17 protein-coding genes and 1 other annotated feature are annotated in these 18,103 nt (G+C 34.8%); of the genes, 5 read left to right on the top strand and 12 right to left on the bottom strand.

Annotation, left to right across the window (positions count from 1 at the left end):
• Positions 1-76: 76 nt before the first annotated feature.
• The 4 genes from ACX9TM_RS25585 to nprB all read left to right on the top strand — a co-directional run bounded on the left by ACX9TM_RS25585 (position 77) and on the right by nprB (position 3,587).
• Positions 77-511, top strand: a complete 435-nt coding sequence (locus tag ACX9TM_RS25585) for a DUF3920 family protein (RefSeq protein ID WP_065381822.1) — start codon at positions 77-79, stop codon at positions 509-511.
• A gap of 109 nt (positions 512-620) precedes the next feature.
• A complete protein-coding gene (locus tag ACX9TM_RS25580) occupies positions 621-1,031 on the top strand; it encodes a MarR family winged helix-turn-helix transcriptional regulator (protein WP_000845467.1) in 411 nt (136 codons plus the stop codon).
• Between the two features lie 51 nt (positions 1,032-1,082).
• Entirely contained in the window at positions 1,083-1,781 is a 699-nt protein-coding gene (locus tag ACX9TM_RS25575) for a pirin family protein (protein ID WP_000488927.1), read from the top strand.
• A gap of 156 nt (positions 1,782-1,937) precedes the next feature.
• Positions 1,938-3,587, top strand: coding sequence for a neutral protease NprB (nprB, locus tag ACX9TM_RS25570; protein WP_000745123.1), 1,650 nt, complete (start codon positions 1,938-1,940; stop codon positions 3,585-3,587).
• A gap of 77 nt (positions 3,588-3,664) precedes the next feature.
• Here nprB and ACX9TM_RS25565 read toward each other — a convergent pair whose 3' ends face one another.
• The 6 genes from ACX9TM_RS25565 to ACX9TM_RS25540 form a co-directional block, all read right to left on the bottom strand.
• The gene (locus tag ACX9TM_RS25565; RefSeq protein WP_000076422.1) at positions 3,665-3,982 is read right to left on the bottom strand and encodes a metal-sulfur cluster assembly factor; all 318 of its coding nucleotides are present in this window, start codon (positions 3,980-3,982) and stop codon (positions 3,665-3,667) included.
• Positions 3,983-4,102: 120 nt separating this feature from the next.
• Entirely contained in the window at positions 4,103-5,794 is a 1,692-nt protein-coding gene (locus ACX9TM_RS25560) for a methyl-accepting chemotaxis protein (RefSeq protein ID WP_065381821.1), read from the bottom strand.
• A 441-nt stretch (positions 5,795-6,235) separates the two neighbouring features.
• Complete coding sequence (locus tag ACX9TM_RS25555) at positions 6,236-6,478, bottom strand: hypothetical protein (protein ID WP_000723536.1); 243 nt, start codon at positions 6,476-6,478, stop codon at positions 6,236-6,238.
• Between the two features lie 25 nt (positions 6,479-6,503).
• Positions 6,504-7,199: a DUF6973 domain-containing protein gene (locus ACX9TM_RS25550; RefSeq protein WP_002026534.1), complete on the bottom strand. Its 696-nt coding sequence runs from the start codon at positions 7,197-7,199 to the stop codon at positions 6,504-6,506.
• 721 nt (positions 7,200-7,920) lie between these two features.
• Positions 7,921-9,615 (bottom strand): methyl-accepting chemotaxis protein, encoded by a 1,695-nt coding sequence (locus tag ACX9TM_RS25545; RefSeq protein WP_065381820.1) that lies wholly within the window; start codon positions 9,613-9,615, stop codon positions 7,921-7,923.
• A 414-nt stretch (positions 9,616-10,029) separates the two neighbouring features.
• Positions 10,030-10,848 carry a class I SAM-dependent methyltransferase gene (locus tag ACX9TM_RS25540; RefSeq protein WP_059304212.1) on the bottom strand — a complete coding sequence of 273 codons (819 nt, stop codon included), beginning with the start codon at positions 10,846-10,848 and terminating at the stop codon, positions 10,030-10,032.
• Positions 10,849-10,962: 114 nt separating this feature from the next.
• Positions 10,963-11,233 (top strand) — a binding site (T-box leader).
• A 50-nt stretch (positions 11,234-11,283) separates the two neighbouring features.
• Here ACX9TM_RS25540 and metG point away from each other — a divergent pair.
• Positions 11,284-12,918, top strand: a complete 1,635-nt coding sequence (gene metG, locus ACX9TM_RS25535; protein WP_065381819.1) for a methionine--tRNA ligase — start codon at positions 11,284-11,286, stop codon at positions 12,916-12,918.
• A gap of 41 nt (positions 12,919-12,959) precedes the next feature.
• Here the strand turns inward: metG and ACX9TM_RS25530 are convergent, their stop codons facing one another.
• The 6 genes from ACX9TM_RS25530 to ACX9TM_RS25505 all read right to left on the bottom strand — a co-directional run bounded on the left by ACX9TM_RS25530 (position 12,960) and on the right by ACX9TM_RS25505 (position 17,710).
• A complete protein-coding gene (locus ACX9TM_RS25530) occupies positions 12,960-13,214 on the bottom strand; it encodes a hypothetical protein (RefSeq protein ID WP_000154129.1) in 255 nt (84 codons plus the stop codon).
• 67 nt (positions 13,215-13,281) lie between these two features.
• Positions 13,282-14,184 (bottom strand): EamA family transporter, encoded by a 903-nt coding sequence (locus ACX9TM_RS25525; RefSeq protein ID WP_000410484.1) that lies wholly within the window; start codon positions 14,182-14,184, stop codon positions 13,282-13,284.
• A gap of 140 nt (positions 14,185-14,324) precedes the next feature.
• The gene (locus ACX9TM_RS25520) at positions 14,325-15,767 is read right to left on the bottom strand and encodes a sensor histidine kinase (RefSeq protein WP_000201958.1); all 1,443 of its coding nucleotides are present in this window, start codon (positions 15,765-15,767) and stop codon (positions 14,325-14,327) included.
• Positions 15,745-16,410 (bottom strand): response regulator transcription factor, encoded by a 666-nt coding sequence (locus tag ACX9TM_RS25515; protein ID WP_000148833.1) that lies wholly within the window; start codon positions 16,408-16,410, stop codon positions 15,745-15,747. Before ACX9TM_RS25515 ends, ACX9TM_RS25520 begins: the two co-directional genes overlap by 23 nt.
• 364 nt (positions 16,411-16,774) lie before the next feature.
• On the bottom strand, positions 16,775-17,236 hold the full coding sequence (locus tag ACX9TM_RS25510; protein ID WP_000735063.1) for a L,D-transpeptidase: 462 nt from the start codon (positions 17,234-17,236) through the stop codon (positions 16,775-16,777).
• Between the two features lie 30 nt (positions 17,237-17,266).
• Positions 17,267-17,710: a DUF3978 family protein gene (locus tag ACX9TM_RS25505; RefSeq protein WP_000388769.1), complete on the bottom strand. Its 444-nt coding sequence runs from the start codon at positions 17,708-17,710 to the stop codon at positions 17,267-17,269.
• Positions 17,711-18,103 lie beyond the last annotated feature (393 nt).

The following is an 18,103-nucleotide window of genomic DNA, read 5'->3' as shown; positions in this document are numbered from 1 at the left end:
AAAGAATACGTTTAATATTTACCATATTGTGGCATACATATAGAAAAAGGGTGCTTGGAAAGGGGAATAAAGAGAAATGGAACTCCAGTTTCAAAATGTATATCAACAGGTAGAGAATTGGTATGTGTTGGATTCGGAGCTTCCTTGGGATGTCAAAAAGTTGAGAGAGGATTTGTTTTCTCTTATTGGAGTATGTAAAATGCCCGTTATTTTTTGTGATACGTGTGATGCAAATGATGTGCTTCTATCATTAGGGGAAGAGGAAGAAGAGTTCCTATTCCCAGTAGGTGGTTTTTATCATAAAGAAAAGCAGTTAATTTTCGTTTGTATGTGGGAAGAGTATGATCAAGTTCTCAAAACGCTACTGCATGAATTCCGCCATGCGATGCAGCATAAGAGAGATATATTGTATGTGGGAAATGAACGGTACGAAGAGCGGTGGATTGAAAAAGATGCGAGGAAGTTCGCGGAGAGGAAATTAGATGAATATAAGAGTAGAAAGTTAATGTAAAGCATAGTGGAGAAATAGCGCTATGCTTTTTGTGCTTATAAAAAATAAGTATTTGACTTTTAATAAGTTTAGTTCTAAACTAATGATATGAAACGAGAGAGGTGATGAAATGAAAACAGAAGATAGACTAGGGCTACTATTATGGTTTCGTTTGTCACGCTTTTATAATAAGAGTATTCGTGAGACGAATCAGCATTTGAAAAAATGGAATATATCTGCCGCCCAGTTTGATGTGTTAGCTCAAGTTGGAGGACATAATCGTTTAACGCAGCAAGAACTTGGAAATAAGCTATTTGTTACGAAAGGAAATGTAACGCAGCTTTTAAATAAAATGGAGCAGCTTGAGTGGATTTTGCGTGAACAAGAGGGTACTACGAAATATATTTCTTTAACAGAAAAGGGAAGAGCTTTATATGAGGAAATCGTCCCACCTCAAGAAACGTTCCAAGCAGAGAAGTTTCATAATTTAAATATAGAGGAACAAAAGCAGTTATTAACACTATTAAAAAAGTTACAGTAAGAAAAAATTTTAAAATAAATCTCGAATTCGAGATAGTATGAGGTGAAGGATATGTTTAGAAAAGTTGATCATAAAAATATGGGCAGAGCAAATCATGGTTGGTTAAATACACATTTTCATTTTTCTTTTGCCAATTACTACAATCCAAATAACATGAACTTCGGAGCGTTACGTGTTATTAATGATGATCTAGTAGCGGCGCAAACTGGTTTTGATATGCATCCGCACCGTGATATGGAGATTATTTCTTACGTTGTAGATGGTGCTTTAACACATGAAGACAGCATGGGAAATCGCGGAACAATTGAGCGTGGACATGTTCAATATATGAGTGCTGGCACGGGTGTATTTCATAGCGAGCATAATTTAGGCGATGAAACGCTGCGTTTATTACAAATTTGGATTTTACCAGACCGCGCAGATCATAAACCAAACTATGGTGAGTTTAAATTTGATTGGAGCAAGCGTGAAGATGAATGGTTCCATATGGTATCTTCAGTAGAAGGAAATGCACCAATTCAAATTCACCAAGATGCGAATTTATATTCTTTATCATTAGAGGCTGGAAAAGAAATTCATTTTCCAGTGAAAGAAGGCCGTCAATTGTACCTTGTACAAATTGAAGGAAGCAGTGTAATAAATGGTGAAACGTTTGTTATGCGGGATGCAGCAGAATCTGTAGAAGAAGATATTCACATTCAAGCGAAAGAGCAATCACACTATTTAGCAATTGAATTGAAAAAACAATAAAAGGTTTATAGAAAAGAGGACATCCGATAGATGTCCTCTTTTTTTGATTGGAATTGTCTGAAAAATGTTTCTCAAATTTTTGGTAGAGGTATCGGCTGGGAAAATAAGAATTGTATAAAAGTGTCAAAAATCTTTATGGGAATGGGGAATGTTATAGTGAAAAAGCAAGTCATTTCATCAGCATTAGCGTTAACTGTTATCGCCGGGGGATTTGGAGCGTTTGGGGCAACGACAACGAAAGCGGAAGAACAAAAAATTCAATATCATCAAGAATTTAAAACACCTGCATACATAGGTGAAGAATGGAAAGCACCGGAAGGACTAGATAAAAAAGAGACAGTCTTTCAATACTTAGAGAGTAAGAAAGATATGTTTAAATTAGCAGGAAATATTGAAAAGCATTTTAATATCGTTGGGGAAGAAAAAGACGCTGAATCTGATACGACACATGTGAAGCTAGTTGAGAAACATAATAACATTCCTGTGTACGGTTCTGATCAAACTGTTACACTTGATAAAGAGAATAATGTAAAAGCATTCTTCGGACAAGTTATTCCGAATTTAGATGATAAAAATATTCCTGCAGCTGCAAGCATTACTGCGGAACAAGCAGAAACAATTGCAAAGGCAGATATTGAGAAAGAAATTGGTAAAGTAAAGAGTTATGATGGTGTGAAAAAAGATTTATTTGTATATGAAAAAGACGGTAATTACTACCTTGCATACTTAGTTAAGGCATCGATTTCAAAACCAGCTCCAGGGTATTGGCATTATTTTGTTGATGCAACGAATGGAAATGTTATTGAGAAATATAACGCTGTAGATAACATTACTGGATTTGGTTACGGAGTATTAGGTGCTAGACAATCATTTGAAATTGCTCAAGATACGAAAACAGGACAATTCAACTTGTTTGATGGTAAACGAGGACAAGGTGTTCATACATTTGATGCAGAAAATATGGACGAGAACTGGTTTAATTTATTCTCACAATGGCTTGGATATACAGGAGAAGAAGTTGAAAGTAAATCTAAGTTCTTCGAAGATAAAGCTGCAGTTGATGCGCATGTAAATGCAGGAAAAGTATATGATTACTACAAAAAGACATTTAATCGTAACTCTTTCGATGATAAAGGTGCGAAACTTATTTCAACTGTTCACGTAGGGGAGAGCTGGAATAACGCAGCTTGGAATGGTGTGCAAATGATGTACGGTGATGGCGATGGAAAAACGTTCATTCCATTATCTGCTGGACTTGATGTTATCGGTCACGAATTAACGCATGCTGTAACTGAACATACAGCAAACCTTGTTTACAAAAATGAGTCAGGGGCGTTAAATGAATCGTTATCTGATATTATGGGTGTTATGGTTGAGAAGAAGAGCTGGGATTTAGGTGCTGATATTTATACACCTGATAAACCTGGTGATGCACTTCGCTCTCTTAAAGACCCAGCGTCTATTCCAAATCCATTAAAACCAAGTGAGGGTTACCCAGATCACTATAGTAAACGTTATACTGGAACAGCTGATAATGGCGGTGTTCATATTAACAGCAGTATTAACAATAAAGCTGCATATTTAGTATCTGAAGGCGGAGATCATTACGGCGTGAAAGTAACTGGTGTGGGCCGTGAAGCGACAGAAAAAATTTACTACCGTGCTCTTACGAAATATTTAACTGCAAACTCTGACTTCAAAATGATGCGTCAAGCTGCTCTTCAGTCAGCTGAAGATTTATATGGTAAAAACTCTAAAGCTGTACAAGCTGTAACGAAAGCTTATGATGCAGTAGGTGTAAAATAATAAGAGAAAAGACCTGACATCCTAGTCAGGTCTTTTCTTTATCCCGCTATCCGCAAATGATGAAATTTCCACTTTATTTAGTCGCGAATACCTAATGCGATTTTCGCCATACGTGACATACGTTCTTTCGACCACGGTGGATTCCAAACGACATTTACTTCTATTTCATTAACTTCAGGTACGTTTGTTGATAATACTTTTTTAACGTCTGATACGATTTGCCCAGCCATTGGACAACCGATAGAAGTCATAGTCATCGTAATGACAGCATTATTATTTTCATCTGCTGTAACATCATAAACTAATCCAAGATTAACGATATCAACACCTAGTTCAGGGTCAATAACAGCCTCTAAATTGGCAAGTAATTTATTTTCAAATGCTTCTTGTGACATAAGCAGCCCCTCCTACACTTTAATGATATCGATTCTCATTATAACGGAAATGAGCATAATGTGCAGGAAATGAGCTCAAAAAAATATCCCTCTTTCAAAGAAGGGATATTTTTTGAACATCTATTCTGTTTTAAAATGAGATACGAGTTGATCTAACTCTTCAACTGTTTGTTTCATTTTTCCAGCAGTTACTGCCATTTCATTCATAACAATAACTTTCTGTTCAGCAGATTGTGCCGTTGCGGCAGTTTCGCTCGATACTTCAGTAGAGATAGAAGCGATGTTATTAAGTGAAGCGTTCATTTCTTCAGCACTTGCAGCCATTTCTTCAGCAGTTGCTGATATATCTTGCATTTGAGTAGATACTTTATTTACTTGTTCTACAATTGTTGTGAAAGAAGTACCAGCTTCACGAATAACATTGATACCTTCAAATGCTTCAGAACGGCCTTGAGACATCATAGAGCTAGCAGTTTCTGTATCATTTTGAATTTGATGTAGTAATTGATTAATGTCTGTTGCAGCTGTTTTAGATTGTTCAGCAAGCTTTCGAACTTCGTCAGCTACGACAGCAAATCCTTTTCCTTGCTCACCAGCACGAGCTGCCTCAATAGAAGCATTTAAAGCAAGTAAGTTTGTTTGCTCAGCAATATTAGAAATAGATTGTACAGCAGTATCAATATATTTCGTATGAGTGATTAGACGTTCAACCACTTCTGACGTAGCATTTACAGCTTCGTGTATTGTTGTCATTTGTGAAACAGATTTTTGGATAACGGTACTGCCATCGCTAGCATGTTCAGATGTGGCAACAGCAAGTTCCGCTACAGATGAAGCAGATTCAGCAATGCGCTGAACACTTACTGCCATATCATCCATTGCAGTTGAACTTTCTTCCATACTAGAAGTTTGTGATTGAATACTTGCATTTAAGTTGGACATCGAGCTTTGGACTCTTAATGTCGCCTCACGTGATGTATTCGTTTTTTCTAGCATATTTTCAGAAGCGGTTTGTACTTCCACTGATGTTTTTTGAACACGATTAATAATATGTTGTAGGTTTTCTAACATTTTATTAAATGATGTTGCGATAGCACCTATTTCATCGTTGCTATTTACTTGTAGACGTGCCGTTAAGTCACCTTCTTGAGAGGCCAATTCTTTTAGTTTCGTGTCAATTTGTTGAATTGGTTTCACCAGTTTACCAGAGAACCACCATGCAAGAATAATTGCAACGATAATACATACAACAAGTGATAAGAAAATAACATATTCGATTAAGAGTGCAGATTGATCAATTTTTTCAATAGATTGTTCACGTAATCTAGCTTGTTCATTACTGTAATTTGTGAAGTCACCAATTACTTTATAGACCGTTCCGTTTTCTGAAGAAGCTACTTGTAAAGCTTCTTCCCATTTTTGTTCTTTTGCAAGAGTGAATACTTTTTCTTCAATGAACTTTCTCCAAGTAGACCCTAATTCCATTGTGCTTTTTACGGACGAAGAAAGATTTGGATTAGAAAGAAGTTTATCTTTTGAATCCTCAAGACGTTTACTCATCTCATTAAACTTGTCTAATTCGACTTGATCATGTTGTAGTAAATAACCTCTTAAAGCAGAGAGCTGTACTTGATAAGCGTCTCCACGCTCTTTCAATTCTGTTGCCAGTGGAGAAATTTCTTTTTGTAATGTTTCAGCTTTACGAGATTGGTCGATAGCAAAAAATAAAATAAATGCTAAGGCGACACCAAATAAAGCGCAAATCGTTCCCATCATGAACATAAGTTTTTTTCTGATACTTACAAAATTCATATAATTAAAAGCCTCCTTTGTGAAATCTTAGTATTAGAATTAATAAATGTAAAAAATTGAAAGAAAGCTTTACTCCAGTTGGAATAAAGCTTTCTTATTTCCTTTAGGAATTATAGCAGACGGAATGAGAGATAGAAAGAGATATTTTAAGGTAAAAAAAGTCCGCGACTCAATATACAATACATTTATGGACATGTCTTGCATCATTTCGTCACAATAGATGGTGGAGGTTCTGGTGAGGGAAAGTAGAGGAACTATTGACCGATGATAGGAACATATAAAAATAGCGTCGTAGAAAAAGAAAGAGTGGATTCCTTATGAGAGCTGGGATTCGCTTTTTGATTGCTATCGATAGTGAGACGTTAAGTAAACCTGATAGGAATGTTTATACAACATAAAAAGACGAGAATTCTCTCGTCTTTTTACACGGTTGAGCACGGATTAAGTGCAACAAAGTGTAGCTTTATTAATATCTTTTTCACGAATTTCTAAATTGCCTTTTTTATCAATTTTGTAAGGGATATCATTATTTTGTAGCTTTTTTAGTAAACTATTATTTTCTTGTACATTTTTCTCCCAAATAATATATCTTTCATTTTTGGTAGTATCATTAAAAAATATAAATCCGACTAAACATAAAAATAAAATTATTAATATTGAAATTAAAATATTAATTTTTTTCATGATGTACCTATTCCTAATCTGTTATTTATTGGTTAGTCCATAATAACCAGCCTTCGGGTTGTCTTATATATTTTAGTAAACCATTTCTTATATCCTGATTAAGATTATCTGCCAAACCTTGCGGCGTTAAAGCGTAACCATTAGCTGCCCGCCAATTATACATAATTCGGCCTCGTTCATTATTATAATAATCCATATCATGTAATTTCTTTTCTGTCATATTATATCTTTCATGATTATCTGCTACAATTTTAGCATTCGAACATCCTATACTTTTACACATAAGTGCATTCCAATATCCATGTCTAAATGCATCACCTTTTCCGTTATTTAGACTAGCTTTTGGATAATATGCTGTAGCCATATTAATTGCTGCGTTAGCATTTAGTCTAGCTTGACCACATTTATATGCACCTATTGATCTCAGACACGCTTGCATTTCTTCACTTTTTCCTAAAGCATTTGCAATGCTAGCACTACGTTGTACTCTTGTTTTAGGATTGTTTTCCTTTTCATTTACTAAATCATCAAATCTTTCATTACCTTCTTCTTCATTTTGAATCTGACCGTTCTCCATTTCTACAACCAACTGTTCAAAAGCAGCCATATACGCTTGTTCATTAACTGGAGCAGTTTCTGCTGCTGCGTTATTACCTACTGTCATCGTTAATAAGATACCAGATAGGATTCCGAATACTGTTTTCTTAAGCTTCAAATTCATTTACCCCCACGCTATTGTGTTTTTTATATATTTTGATATCACCCTACTTAGAAAATTTTAAATATTATTAATAGAAAATAAAAGACTGTTTACTAATGAATTTTTATGTTAAAATATGTAATTAAAGGTAATATAATTACATATTGTTAAATATTTACGTGATAAAGTGAATGGTTATTTTAGAACCTGTCTAAAATCTTTTTAGTACAATCGTTACACCTGCCAATATAGTCAGCTTATTATATATTTTGCTTAGCGTGGTTTTCTCGAATGCTGGCGGTATCTCTGGTAAAGGGTTTTGAATAAACTAAGAAAGAGTAGAAAAGTATACATTTCTACTTTTCCATTGGATGTTGAGGTTCGTATTCCTGAACATTATCTTTCAAGGGTGGTTCATGCAGCTGTAGAAACTATGGATCTCTCTCCTCTTATCTCGTTATCCAGGTGGTGGTAGACCACCTTACCATCCAAAAATAGATTGAAATGTGGTCTTATTTGTGTTGCTCATAATTTACGGAAGTAGGCAATAACGGCTCAACTAAAAGGAGAAAATTCGAAATTTTAGGAGGGAATCAACAGTGTTCCTTTCCCTTAAAGTATTTTTTACCCATATAAAGGAAAAACAAAGAGGTTGTCTACAAAAGGTAGTTTTTAGTGACCTTTTGAGACAGCCTCTTTCTAACAATTTGGAGCTCATAGAAGTATAAATGAAAGTTTCGCGTTAAATGTTTGTTTTGAAATGAGAGACGAGAACTTCAAGTTCTTGTACGATTGTTTTCATTTCAGATGATTTGTTAGCCACGATACTCATTTTGTTTACTTGATCACCAGCCGAATGCGCTGTTTGTGATGTTTCTGCAGCAACTTCGTTTGAAATAGAAGCGATATTATTTAAAGCTGCGTTCATTTCTTCAGAGCTTGCAGCCATCTCTTCAGCAGTTGCAGACATTTCTTGCATTTGTGTAGAGACTTTGTTAATGTGGTTAACAATTTCTGAGAATGAAGATCCGGCGGTACGAATAACCGTAATTCCTTCAGAAGCTTCTGCTTGACCTTGTGTCATCATATCATTTGCTATTTTTGTATCAGCTTGAATTTGATGAAGTAAATGGTTAATGTCAGTTGCGGCTAGTTGAGATTGTTCAGCAAGTTTTCGAACTTCATCGGCAACAACAGCGAATCCTTTGCCGTGTTCACCAGCACGAGCTGCTTCAATAGAAGCATTTAAAGCGAGCAAATTTGTTTGCTCAGCGATATTCGAAATAGATTGAAGTGCAGTATCAATATGGTTTGTATGTGTAATGAGTCGCTCAACTACTTGTGATGTAGCGTTAACAGCTTCGTTAATTGTATGCATTTGTGTAATAGATTTCTCAATGACTTTATTCCCATCATCTGCTTTTTCTGAAGTTGTGACAGCTAAACTAGTAACAGAAGAGGCGGACTCAGCGATACGCTGAACACTCGTTGCCATGTCATCCATTGCGGTTGAACTTTCTTCAATGCTAGAAACTTGTGAACGAATATTGTGTTCAAGAGCATTCATAGTTTCTTGGGTTCTTGCGGTATTTTCCATAGAAGCGGTTGTTTCGATAAATACATTTTCGGAAGCTTCTTTTACACTTGTTGATGTTTGTTGAACTTGTTTTATTATATGCTGTAAGTTAGTGAGCATTTGATTAAAGGAATTTGCAATGTCACCAATTTCATCTTTACTTGTTACGTGTAATCTAGCCGTTAAATCTCCGTCTTGAGAAGCTAATTCTTTTAACTTCTCATCAATTTGTCGAATTGGTTTAACGAGTTTACCAGAGAACCACCATGCTAATAAGATAGACGTTAATGTACATGTAATAAGTGAGAAGAAAATAATATATTGAATAAGTGATGAAGAAGACTCGACATCAGCAATTAATGCGTCACGTTTCTCATTCTCTTCATTTGTATATTTATTAAAACGACCTAAAAGATCATTTACATAATCTGTTTGTGATAAAGCAATTTTGGATGCTTCGTCCCATTTTCCTTCACGCGCAAGAGGTAGTACCTCATTATCTATGACGCTACGCCATTTTCCACCCATTAAAATAGCTTCTTTCATTCCTTCTGGGAGCTTCTTGTCACTTGTTACTTTCTCTCTAGTAGCAGCTAATTTTTTCCCTTCTCGATTGAACTTATCTAATCCTTTTTGATCATGTGATAGCAAATATTCTTGTAAACCAGCAACTTGTGCTTGGAACCAATCGCCACGTTCTTTTAAAATCGTCGCTCTTTTTGATACATCATTTTTTAACGTTTCGATTTCACTTGCTTGATTCATGGCGAATGAAAGAATAACAATAAGAGCAATACTAAATAAAGAAGAAATGCTTAAGAGTGTGAACAGTAGTTTTTTTCGAATACTAACATATTTCATCGTTACCCCTACCCTCATTTAAACTGTTTATTATGATTTATAGATATTTAAAACAAAATTAATAAAAACATTATTATGAAGTTATTAATCTGTTCAATGAAAATTATAGCAGATAATGGAAGGAGTCAGATTAGTATTAGAAAAAGTTCTTAAAATGTATACATTTGCATATCATAAAATTCATAAATAAATATTAGAAATGCTATTGAAATTTGAAATGACATCATGTATACTTCTAATTAGTTGATAACGATTATCAGTATCAACTAAAAACATTACTCTTCGTTATGTTGGTCATACCCCTTTTTGACGACGTAAGTCAGAGACGAAATGTTGAAATATCTTGTGTCCTATTCTACAGAATTATGGTAATCTCCAACCTCAACTTATATGCGTGAGCATGCAAAAAGGATCCTATCCGTGAAGGGATCCTTTTTTGCATGCTGTCGCAATTATTGTATATAGACCAGGGATACGTTCTTCGATTCCTTCTGGTGCAGTAGAAGGAAAGACCCATCTTTGATGAGATCCATGTTCTTCAACTAGTTTTTCGATTTTAAAACGTTCTTCCGCAAGTGTTGTAATGATTTCTCCTAGCGTCCAGCGACGGATGGTTGTTTTAGGTAGCGATTCTTTCTGTGCTTCTGTAAGAAGGATGCTATAAGCAACATCATCTTCAATTAATTCTTCATCGAAATAATTTCCATTGGCCTGAAATGATGGGTGGTCGACTCCTAATAATTTTGTGTAAACAGGATGATAGTCACGAAGTATAAGCATTCCATCTCGCTTAAGTAAAGTAGCAATTTTTTGAAAGAGTGGTTTTAAATCTAGAAAGTAATGGAGTACACCAAGTTCCAGCAATACGATATCAAATGATTCGGAGAGCTGCACATTTAATACATCAGAAACGACATACTGGATAGAGACACCTGCTGCGTCCGCAAGTTCATTTGCATATTTTGCATTACTTGCTGAAATATCAACAACTGTTACTTCAGAGCCTAAAAGAGCGAGAGCAACACCTTTATTTCCTTTTGAGCCGAGTAAGTTAATAATACGTTTTCCTTTTGGAGATTGTATGTAAGGTAAATAATGTGCTACTTCGCGTGTGGGATCTTCCATAATTTTTTTTGCATAATCCTCTGGCGCCCCATGGCGATTCGTCCAAGCTTCATAAGCAGCTGTATTCCAGCTTTTTTCATTTATAGTGCTTAGTTGTTTTTGGTTCAATGTTATCACTCCTTTTGTGAACGTATAGGTATTCGGCAGGGGGATGTAATTTCCTTTTCTTTCTGGATAAAAGTTTGATTTTTCTGTGATTAAGTCGTACAATACTTGTTATACGTAAAAGCGTTGAAAAGGAAAAGTAGGATGAACACATTCTTTCCAGAGAGCTTCGGTAGCTGAGAAGAAGCAAGAATATTCATTTGAACAATGGCCTTTGAGCTTCGTCCTGAACTTATCAAATGATAATAGTAGGCGGCGACGAGAGTTGGTACTCGTTATCAAAACCACAGTATAAGAGCATATAGCTCCGTACTTGTTAAGGCTAATTATGTGAGTAATTGGCGAAATAAGGTGGTACCGCGACTGTTTATACAGCCCCGCCCTTATCTTTTTTAAGATAGGGGTGGGGCTTTTTATATTTTAAAGGAGGAATGTAAGATGAGTATTTTTATTGGGGGCGCTTGGCCGTATGCGAATGGTTCATTACATCTTGGCCATATTGCGAGTTTATTACCTGGAGATATTTTAGCACGTTATTACCGGTCCAAAGGTGAGAATGTGTTGTATGTTTCGGGAAGTGATTGTAATGGAACACCGATTGCAATTAGAGCAAAACAAGAAGGTGTGACAGCGAAGGAAATTGCTGATCAGTATCATGAAGAGTTCCAGCGATGTTTTCGTAGCCTTGGTTTTACTTATGATTGCTATACACGTACAGATAGTGAGCACCATCATGAAACGGTTCAAAATGTTTTTTTACGTTTATTAGAAGAAGGACATATTTATAAAAAAATAGTGGAACAAGCATATTGTGAAACGTGTACGCAGTTTTTACCGGATCGTTATGTAGAAGGAATATGTCCACATTGCCATGAAGCAGCAAGAGGAGATCAATGCGATGCGTGTTCTGCTATTTTAGATCCTCTTGATTTGTTAGAAAAGAAATGTAAGTTATGTGGTAGTACACCATCCGTACAGGAAACAGAGCATTTCTATTTCGCATTGCATACATTTCAGGAGCAAATTAAAAGGGCTGTAGAAATTGCCAAGCAAACAGGGACATGGCGCGACAATGCGATTCAACTAACAGAGAGATATGTAAAGGAAGGATTACTAGATAGGGCCGTATCACGTGATTTACCAATTGGGGTACCAATTCCAGTAGAAGGGTATGAAGATAAGAAAATTTACGTATGGATTGAAGCAGTGACAGGCTATTATTCAGCGAGTAAACATTGGGCTGAAGAAACAGGGAAAGATGATCAAGAGTTTTGGGATAGCGAAGCGAAAACATATTATGTGCACGGAAAGGATAATATTCCGTTTCATTCCGTCATTTGGCCAACGGTATTACTTGGAATAGGGGAGGAAGCAATCCCGCGTCATATCGTTTCGAATGAATATTTAACAGTTGAAAAAAGAAAATTATCTACAAGTAAAAATTGGGCAGTATGGGTGCCTGACATATTAGAAAGCTATGATCCAGATTCTATTCGTTACTTTTTAACCGTCAACGCACCAGAAAATCGCGATACTGATTTTTCATGGCGGGAATTTATTTACAGTCATAATAGTGAATTATTAGGTGCATACGGGAACTTTGTGAACCGGACATTAAAGTTTATCGAAAAATATTATGGTGGTATCGTGCCGAAGCGAAGTATTGAGGTAGAGCTGAAAGATAAAGTAGAAGGATTATATAAGCGTGTAGGAGAGGCGATTGAGCAAACTAAATTCAAGGTGGCGCTAGAAACAATATTTGATGCAGTACGTTTTGCAAATAAATACTTTGATGAAAAGCAGCCTTGGAAACAAAGAGAAGATGATCCAGTTTCATGTGAAGAAACGATTTATAACTGTGTGTATCTTATCGCTAATTTTGCAAATCTCCTTGAACCGTTTTTACCATTTTCAAGTGAAAGAGTTCGAAACACATTGTCGATTGTGAAACGAAATTGGGAACCGCAAAATACGTTGCCAAGTAGAATTGATAGCGTACAGCCATTATTTGAGCGAATCGATGTAAAACAAATTGAGCATGAGATAGAGAAGCTGTATGGAGCGGTAAAATGAGATAGAGAAAAAGACCTTTCAAGTAAATGAAAGGTCTTTTGTTATGCAGTATGATTCTCTTTCTTATCTTTCAAAAAGAAAAGTACAGCAAGGATTACAAGAATAATAGCTGCAATATCATACGTTATTTTAAATGTAGTATTAAAGTTTAAGTACTCTACGAAAGGAGTTTTCACTGCTCCTGCATATATACAAACGGGAATGAGAAGTAAATCGTAAAATTTCTTTTCTTTCATATATCTTATTAGGAAGAAGATACACATAATAGCAAAAAATACGATGCTTAAAATAGTCATTTATACCTCCAGATAAATTTACTTATTTTAATTGCAGTTATATCTTTTATATAAATTCTGTATTTTTTCAAGCGCTATGCACGCGATTTTGTTTCCTTTCTTTCCTAGCCGTAAGCAGCTGAGGAGTGAAGATCCCAACTAATATGAAAATAATTCCAATCCACTGCATGAACGTTACGACTTCATGTACAAGTGTAATAGAAGCAATAATAGCAGTTGGTAATTCAGCTGCACCTAATATTGTACCAAGCCCTGTTCCAACCTTTGGTACACCGATTGAAAAACAAATGACAGGTACAACAACGCCGAATAATCCGAGGAAGAAAGCATATTTCCATAGACCGGCTTGCAAAGCACCGTCTGTTAAAAAGGTTGGCGGAAAGAATAGGCATACGATAAGAGTAGCGCTTGTTGTCATAAGGAAGCTTTTCGTATAAGGCGGAACATCCGTAGCGACGCGCCCGCTTGCAAAAACATAGAATGAAAAAGAGACAGCAGCTAATAGCCCAAAGATAATCCCTTTCGTAGAAAAACTTTGTCCGAGGCCTTCAAATACACCACCTGCAAACAATGTACCAGCAAATAAAATAAGGATAGATATAATCTTATCGCGGCTTGGAAATGTTCGATTTGCAATTGCTTCGATAATGACACCAATCCAAGTGAACTGAAAGAGTAGGACGACAGCGATAGATGCGGGTAGTTCTTCTACAGAAATAGCGTAGAAAATCCCGGTCATACTCATTGTTGTTCCGACGGTTAGTAAGGAAAAGAATTGTTTTTTTGTTACTTTATGACGTGAAAAGAAAAGAACGAGTAGAAATAGTCCAATCCATCCGAAGACATATTGTCCCCCTAATAGTTGATGTGCTGAAAATCCATTTATGAATCCGAGTTTGAAAATAGTTGAAAGTATGCCATAGCTGCAAGCACCGAATAAAACGAGCAATGAATATTTAAACTTTTCCATAAAAAATCCTCCTTTTAAGTAATAAAAAACGCCCGCTATCCAAATAAGGATAACGGGCGAACGAAACAGAGTCATATACTCTACAAAATTCCGCCACTCATACGAAGTATGAATTTGGGGTATGAAATTGTAGTAGGTTTTTACATTGCTTTTGGGAATACAATAGAACATTTTACACCTTGAGGCGTGTTTTGTATCCCGTAAGGAAACTGATGTTTATCTAATATTTGTTTCACGATATATAATCCAAGACCACTACCTTGTACTAAACCGTGTTTATCAGGGTTTGCGCGATAGAAAGGCTCAAATAAATGAGCAAGTTTATCTTCATCAATTTGTGAACCTGTATTTAATACTTCTAATGCGTAACCATTTGGTTTTTCATAAAGCTTTATATATACGTGCTGATGGTCAATTGTATAATGAATTGCATTTGAAATAATGTTAAAAATAGCAGTTTGAATAAATTTAGGATCAGCTAAAATTTGTACGTCGTGTTTAATATTAGATTGTACATTTAATTGTTTTACAGATACAAAGTAATCTACTTTCTTCATAACATCCTCAATAATATTAGATAAAGAAATGACTTCTAAATTCGGTTTAAATTGAGGGTTTTGTATTTTGGATAATTCCGACATTTTTTCCGTTAATATGTTAATGTCTTGCATCATCTCGTAGGAACGTTTCAAATACTTATCTCTATCTTTATAAGCTCCAATTCCGTGAATCATGCCATCTAGTTGTCCCATAACGGCTGCGATTGGTGTTTTTAATTCATGGGATACCATAGACATAAATTCTTTACGAGATTGTTCTAATTGTTGTTCCTTCTTGAGCTCGTTTCTTAAATCTTGATTGCTTGCATGTAAATTCTTCACAATATTTGGTACTTGTGAAGCAGCTACTTGCAAATTAAAATCTGTTTGATCTGTATTTTTGTTAAGTAGCTTTTTATCTGAGAAATCAAGATTCATAATATCTTTTAAAGCATCGCTCATATATTGAAAAGGTTTGGCAATTAGTTTTGTATAAATTAATGATCCGAGTAGTGATAATGCAAGCATTGTCGCGCCAATATGTGGAGCTAATTGCTGCAACGCATCTGCTAACTTTGGATTATCATTTGTATCATTTGTTTTACTTGCTGCATTTTGTGTATGTAAGGCATCATTATTAGCGGCTTTCTTTTCTGCTTCTGTAGGCGGATTAGAAGTGCTATTTTTCCCCGAAAGATTTTGTGTATGTTCTTTTGCCTTTACAGTTTGGCTAGGCTGCAAAAGGTGATTGATAGCTGTAGAAAGAGATTTATAATCTATAATAGAAGATTGGAAATTAGAAATGCTCCCCTCTGACACAGCTTTATTTTGCTTCGTTTTACTTCCGTCGTTTTGCTTATCTGAATCGGCCTGTTCTGTAGTCGGCGTTCCATTTTCTTTCGCAAAACGTTCTTTATCGTAGTTTGAAGCTAGAAAGTAAATAATTTGATAAAGACAAAGTGATAAAAGAATACAAAATAATAAGGTTTTGATGAAAATATTTTTGGTGATGTTGTCTTTGCTACGATTCGATTTTGTAGCCAATGCCTTTCACCGTTTTAATATAAGGAATTCCTAATTTTTTTCTTAAGTTTTTAATATGTGTATCTATAACTCTTACATCACCATAATGTTCATAGCCCCATACCTTATTCAACAAATCACTTCTTGATAATACTTTTCCTCGATTTTGCAGTAAAGTATAAATAATTTCAAATTCTTTTGTTGTCAATTCAATTTGATTACCATGAACATAAGCTGCATATGCTGTAGAGTTTAACATCAATTCATGGAATTGTAGTATAGTTGCAGCTTCTGCTTCCTTCGTTGCTGCCCTTCTTAATACAGCCTCTACACGCTTAATAAATACAGTATAATGGAACGGTTTCGTAATATAGTCATCAATACCTAACTCAAATCCTTTAATTTCACTTTCTTCATTATGTAAGCCTGTTAACATAATGATTGGTACATCAGATTGTCCTCGCATAATTTTACAAATACTATAGCCATCTATATCTGGTAACATTACATCGAGGAGGACAAGATCGTATGAATTTTTTTGGAAAAGAAGAATACCTTCTGTTCCAGCACCAACTACATCAACTGTAAAGTTTTGTGCCATTAGAAATTCACGAATAAGTTCTTGTATATCTGGGTTGTCTTCAATCACCAGTATATGCGTCATAGTAACACCTCCTAAATAACGCTTTTTACTGCAATATTCGAATTCATCATTTTTCGAGTGACTCAGATTGTTTATACATATAATAAGCCCCCGCTATAAAATAATCATGAAGGTAGCAAGGGGAATAGTTTAGTGTTACTGAATAGTTCAGAATTACAGTAGTTCTATTATAGTATGTATTATAAAATTTATAAAACATTATAACTGTATAATTTTAATATCTACGTTTATCAATGTTTAAATATTAGCTAATCAAATCTATTCCTATTATATATGTAAATACAGTTGTTTTGCTACTGTAAATGAATAAATAAAATAAGCCAAGACATAAAATTCTTGGCTACACATAAATCTTGTTTTTAGGCTATTTTACAGTGACAGTAGCTTGCTGCTGAACGCGCTCAAATAACCAGTGTATATCATTGTTATACATACGAATACAACCAAGTGTTGTCCATTTGCCGATTGCTTGATTATTGTTAGTTCCGTGAATCGCATAAGTTGTTCCGTAAGTTCCTGCCATATTTAATCCGAGCCAACGGTCACCAAGTGGATTACGTGGATCGCCGCCTTTAATTTTGCCTGTATAATAAGGGCGATTTTTAATTTTATTTACGATTTGAAAAGTGCCTTTAGGTGTAGGTGTTGCAGCTTTTCCAGTAGCGACAGTAAAACTTTTTATAAATTTTCCATCCTGATAATAATCCATTTTATTTAACTGAGTGTCTACGATTAATTGATCTTTCGTTGTAGCTGCCTCTGCGCTAGAGAATGGAAGAGTTAAAAATCCTAATGATAATAGTGCGCTTAATAATAATTTTTTCATTGTTATTCTCCTTTTACTATCGTAAGAGTCTTACATACAATGAAGTTGTAATCCTCGTAATGCTTTATTTACATTTTCATCTAATGTTTCAAAGAATGTAGTGATTTTGCTGTTGTGTTTGTTGTTGTTATCAATAAGTAATCTTTCATTTAATAAAAGCTCACCACGTAGTCCAAAACTTTGAACTTGAATATTTAGCTCATCTTCATTTTCAGAGATGATTGGTAAGAAATAATGAAAAGCTTTTGTTGGAATGATGTAGCTTTTGCCAATCATGCTTTCTTGATTTGAATTAATCCATTTTTTCGTGACAATTTTAATATTCTTTTTTGAAACGATAAAAGATAGTGTTGTAGATTTTGTTAAACTTACGTCAAATTCACTTGTTTCACAGATTTGTAAATTAAAAACGGTTTCATTTTGATGAGATTCAACATTTGTATTAATAAAATCGTGCATTTTATATGCTTCCATTTCGTATTCACCCTTTTTTCAATTTCGAAAAACGACTTATATTTATTCAAATTAATGCTTAGTCATATATTGGTTAAATTTTTCAACAAATTCCGATATAATCTTACAATACGTATATGAAGCTAATATGAAGTTAGCATGAGTTTGTGATGGTTTTTTATTGAGAACAAAATAAGAGAGGTTTTTTAGTGCTAAAAAATGGATAAAATTTGCATGTTATTAATGCGCCTTTTCGCTATTTCGACTTGAAAAATGATTTTTACTATTTAATAAAGAACGAAAATCACTAGTGTGACCCTTACAAAAATGTAATAAAAATGTAAGCTATTGTGATAGTTATTTCGACAATTTTTTTATACAATAATAGTAAGAAGTTGTACGTGATTGAAAGGA

Source organism: Bacillus sp. LH1 (assembly GCF_057924895.1).
Note: the sequence above shows the minus strand (reverse complement) of the source record. Positions and strands in the feature narration are given on the sequence as shown.

Coding starts and splice junctions, on each gene's coding strand:
- ACX9TM_RS25585 (WP_065381822.1), top strand. CDS start 77: ATGGAACTCCAGTTTCAAAATGTATATCAACAGGTAGAGAATTGGTAT.
- ACX9TM_RS25580 (WP_000845467.1), top strand. CDS start 621: ATGAAAACAGAAGATAGACTAGGGCTACTATTATGGTTTCGTTTGTCA.
- ACX9TM_RS25575 (WP_000488927.1), top strand. CDS start 1,083: ATGTTTAGAAAAGTTGATCATAAAAATATGGGCAGAGCAAATCATGGT.
- ACX9TM_RS25565 (WP_000076422.1), bottom strand. CDS start 3,982: ATGTCACAAGAAGCATTTGAAAATAAATTACTTGCCAATTTAGAGGCT.
- ACX9TM_RS25560 (WP_065381821.1), bottom strand. CDS start 5,794: ATGAATTTTGTAAGTATCAGAAAAAAACTTATGTTCATGATGGGAACG.
- ACX9TM_RS25555 (WP_000723536.1), bottom strand. CDS start 6,478: ATGAAAAAAATTAATATTTTAATTTCAATATTAATAATTTTATTTTTA.
- ACX9TM_RS25550 (WP_002026534.1), bottom strand. CDS start 7,199: ATGAATTTGAAGCTTAAGAAAACAGTATTCGGAATCCTATCTGGTATC.
- ACX9TM_RS25545 (WP_065381820.1), bottom strand. CDS start 9,615: ATGAAATATGTTAGTATTCGAAAAAAACTACTGTTCACACTCTTAAGC.
- metG (WP_065381819.1), top strand. CDS start 11,284: ATGAGTATTTTTATTGGGGGCGCTTGGCCGTATGCGAATGGTTCATTA.
- ACX9TM_RS25530 (WP_000154129.1), bottom strand. CDS start 13,214: ATGACTATTTTAAGCATCGTATTTTTTGCTATTATGTGTATCTTCTTC.
- ACX9TM_RS25525 (WP_000410484.1), bottom strand. CDS start 14,184: ATGGAAAAGTTTAAATATTCATTGCTCGTTTTATTCGGTGCTTGCAGC.
- ACX9TM_RS25515 (WP_000148833.1), bottom strand. CDS start 16,410: ATGACGCATATACTGGTGATTGAAGACAACCCAGATATACAAGAACTT.
- ACX9TM_RS25510 (WP_000735063.1), bottom strand. CDS start 17,236: ATGAAAAAATTATTATTAAGCGCACTATTATCATTAGGATTTTTAACT.
- ACX9TM_RS25505 (WP_000388769.1), bottom strand. CDS start 17,710: ATGGAAGCATATAAAATGCACGATTTTATTAATACAAATGTTGAATCT.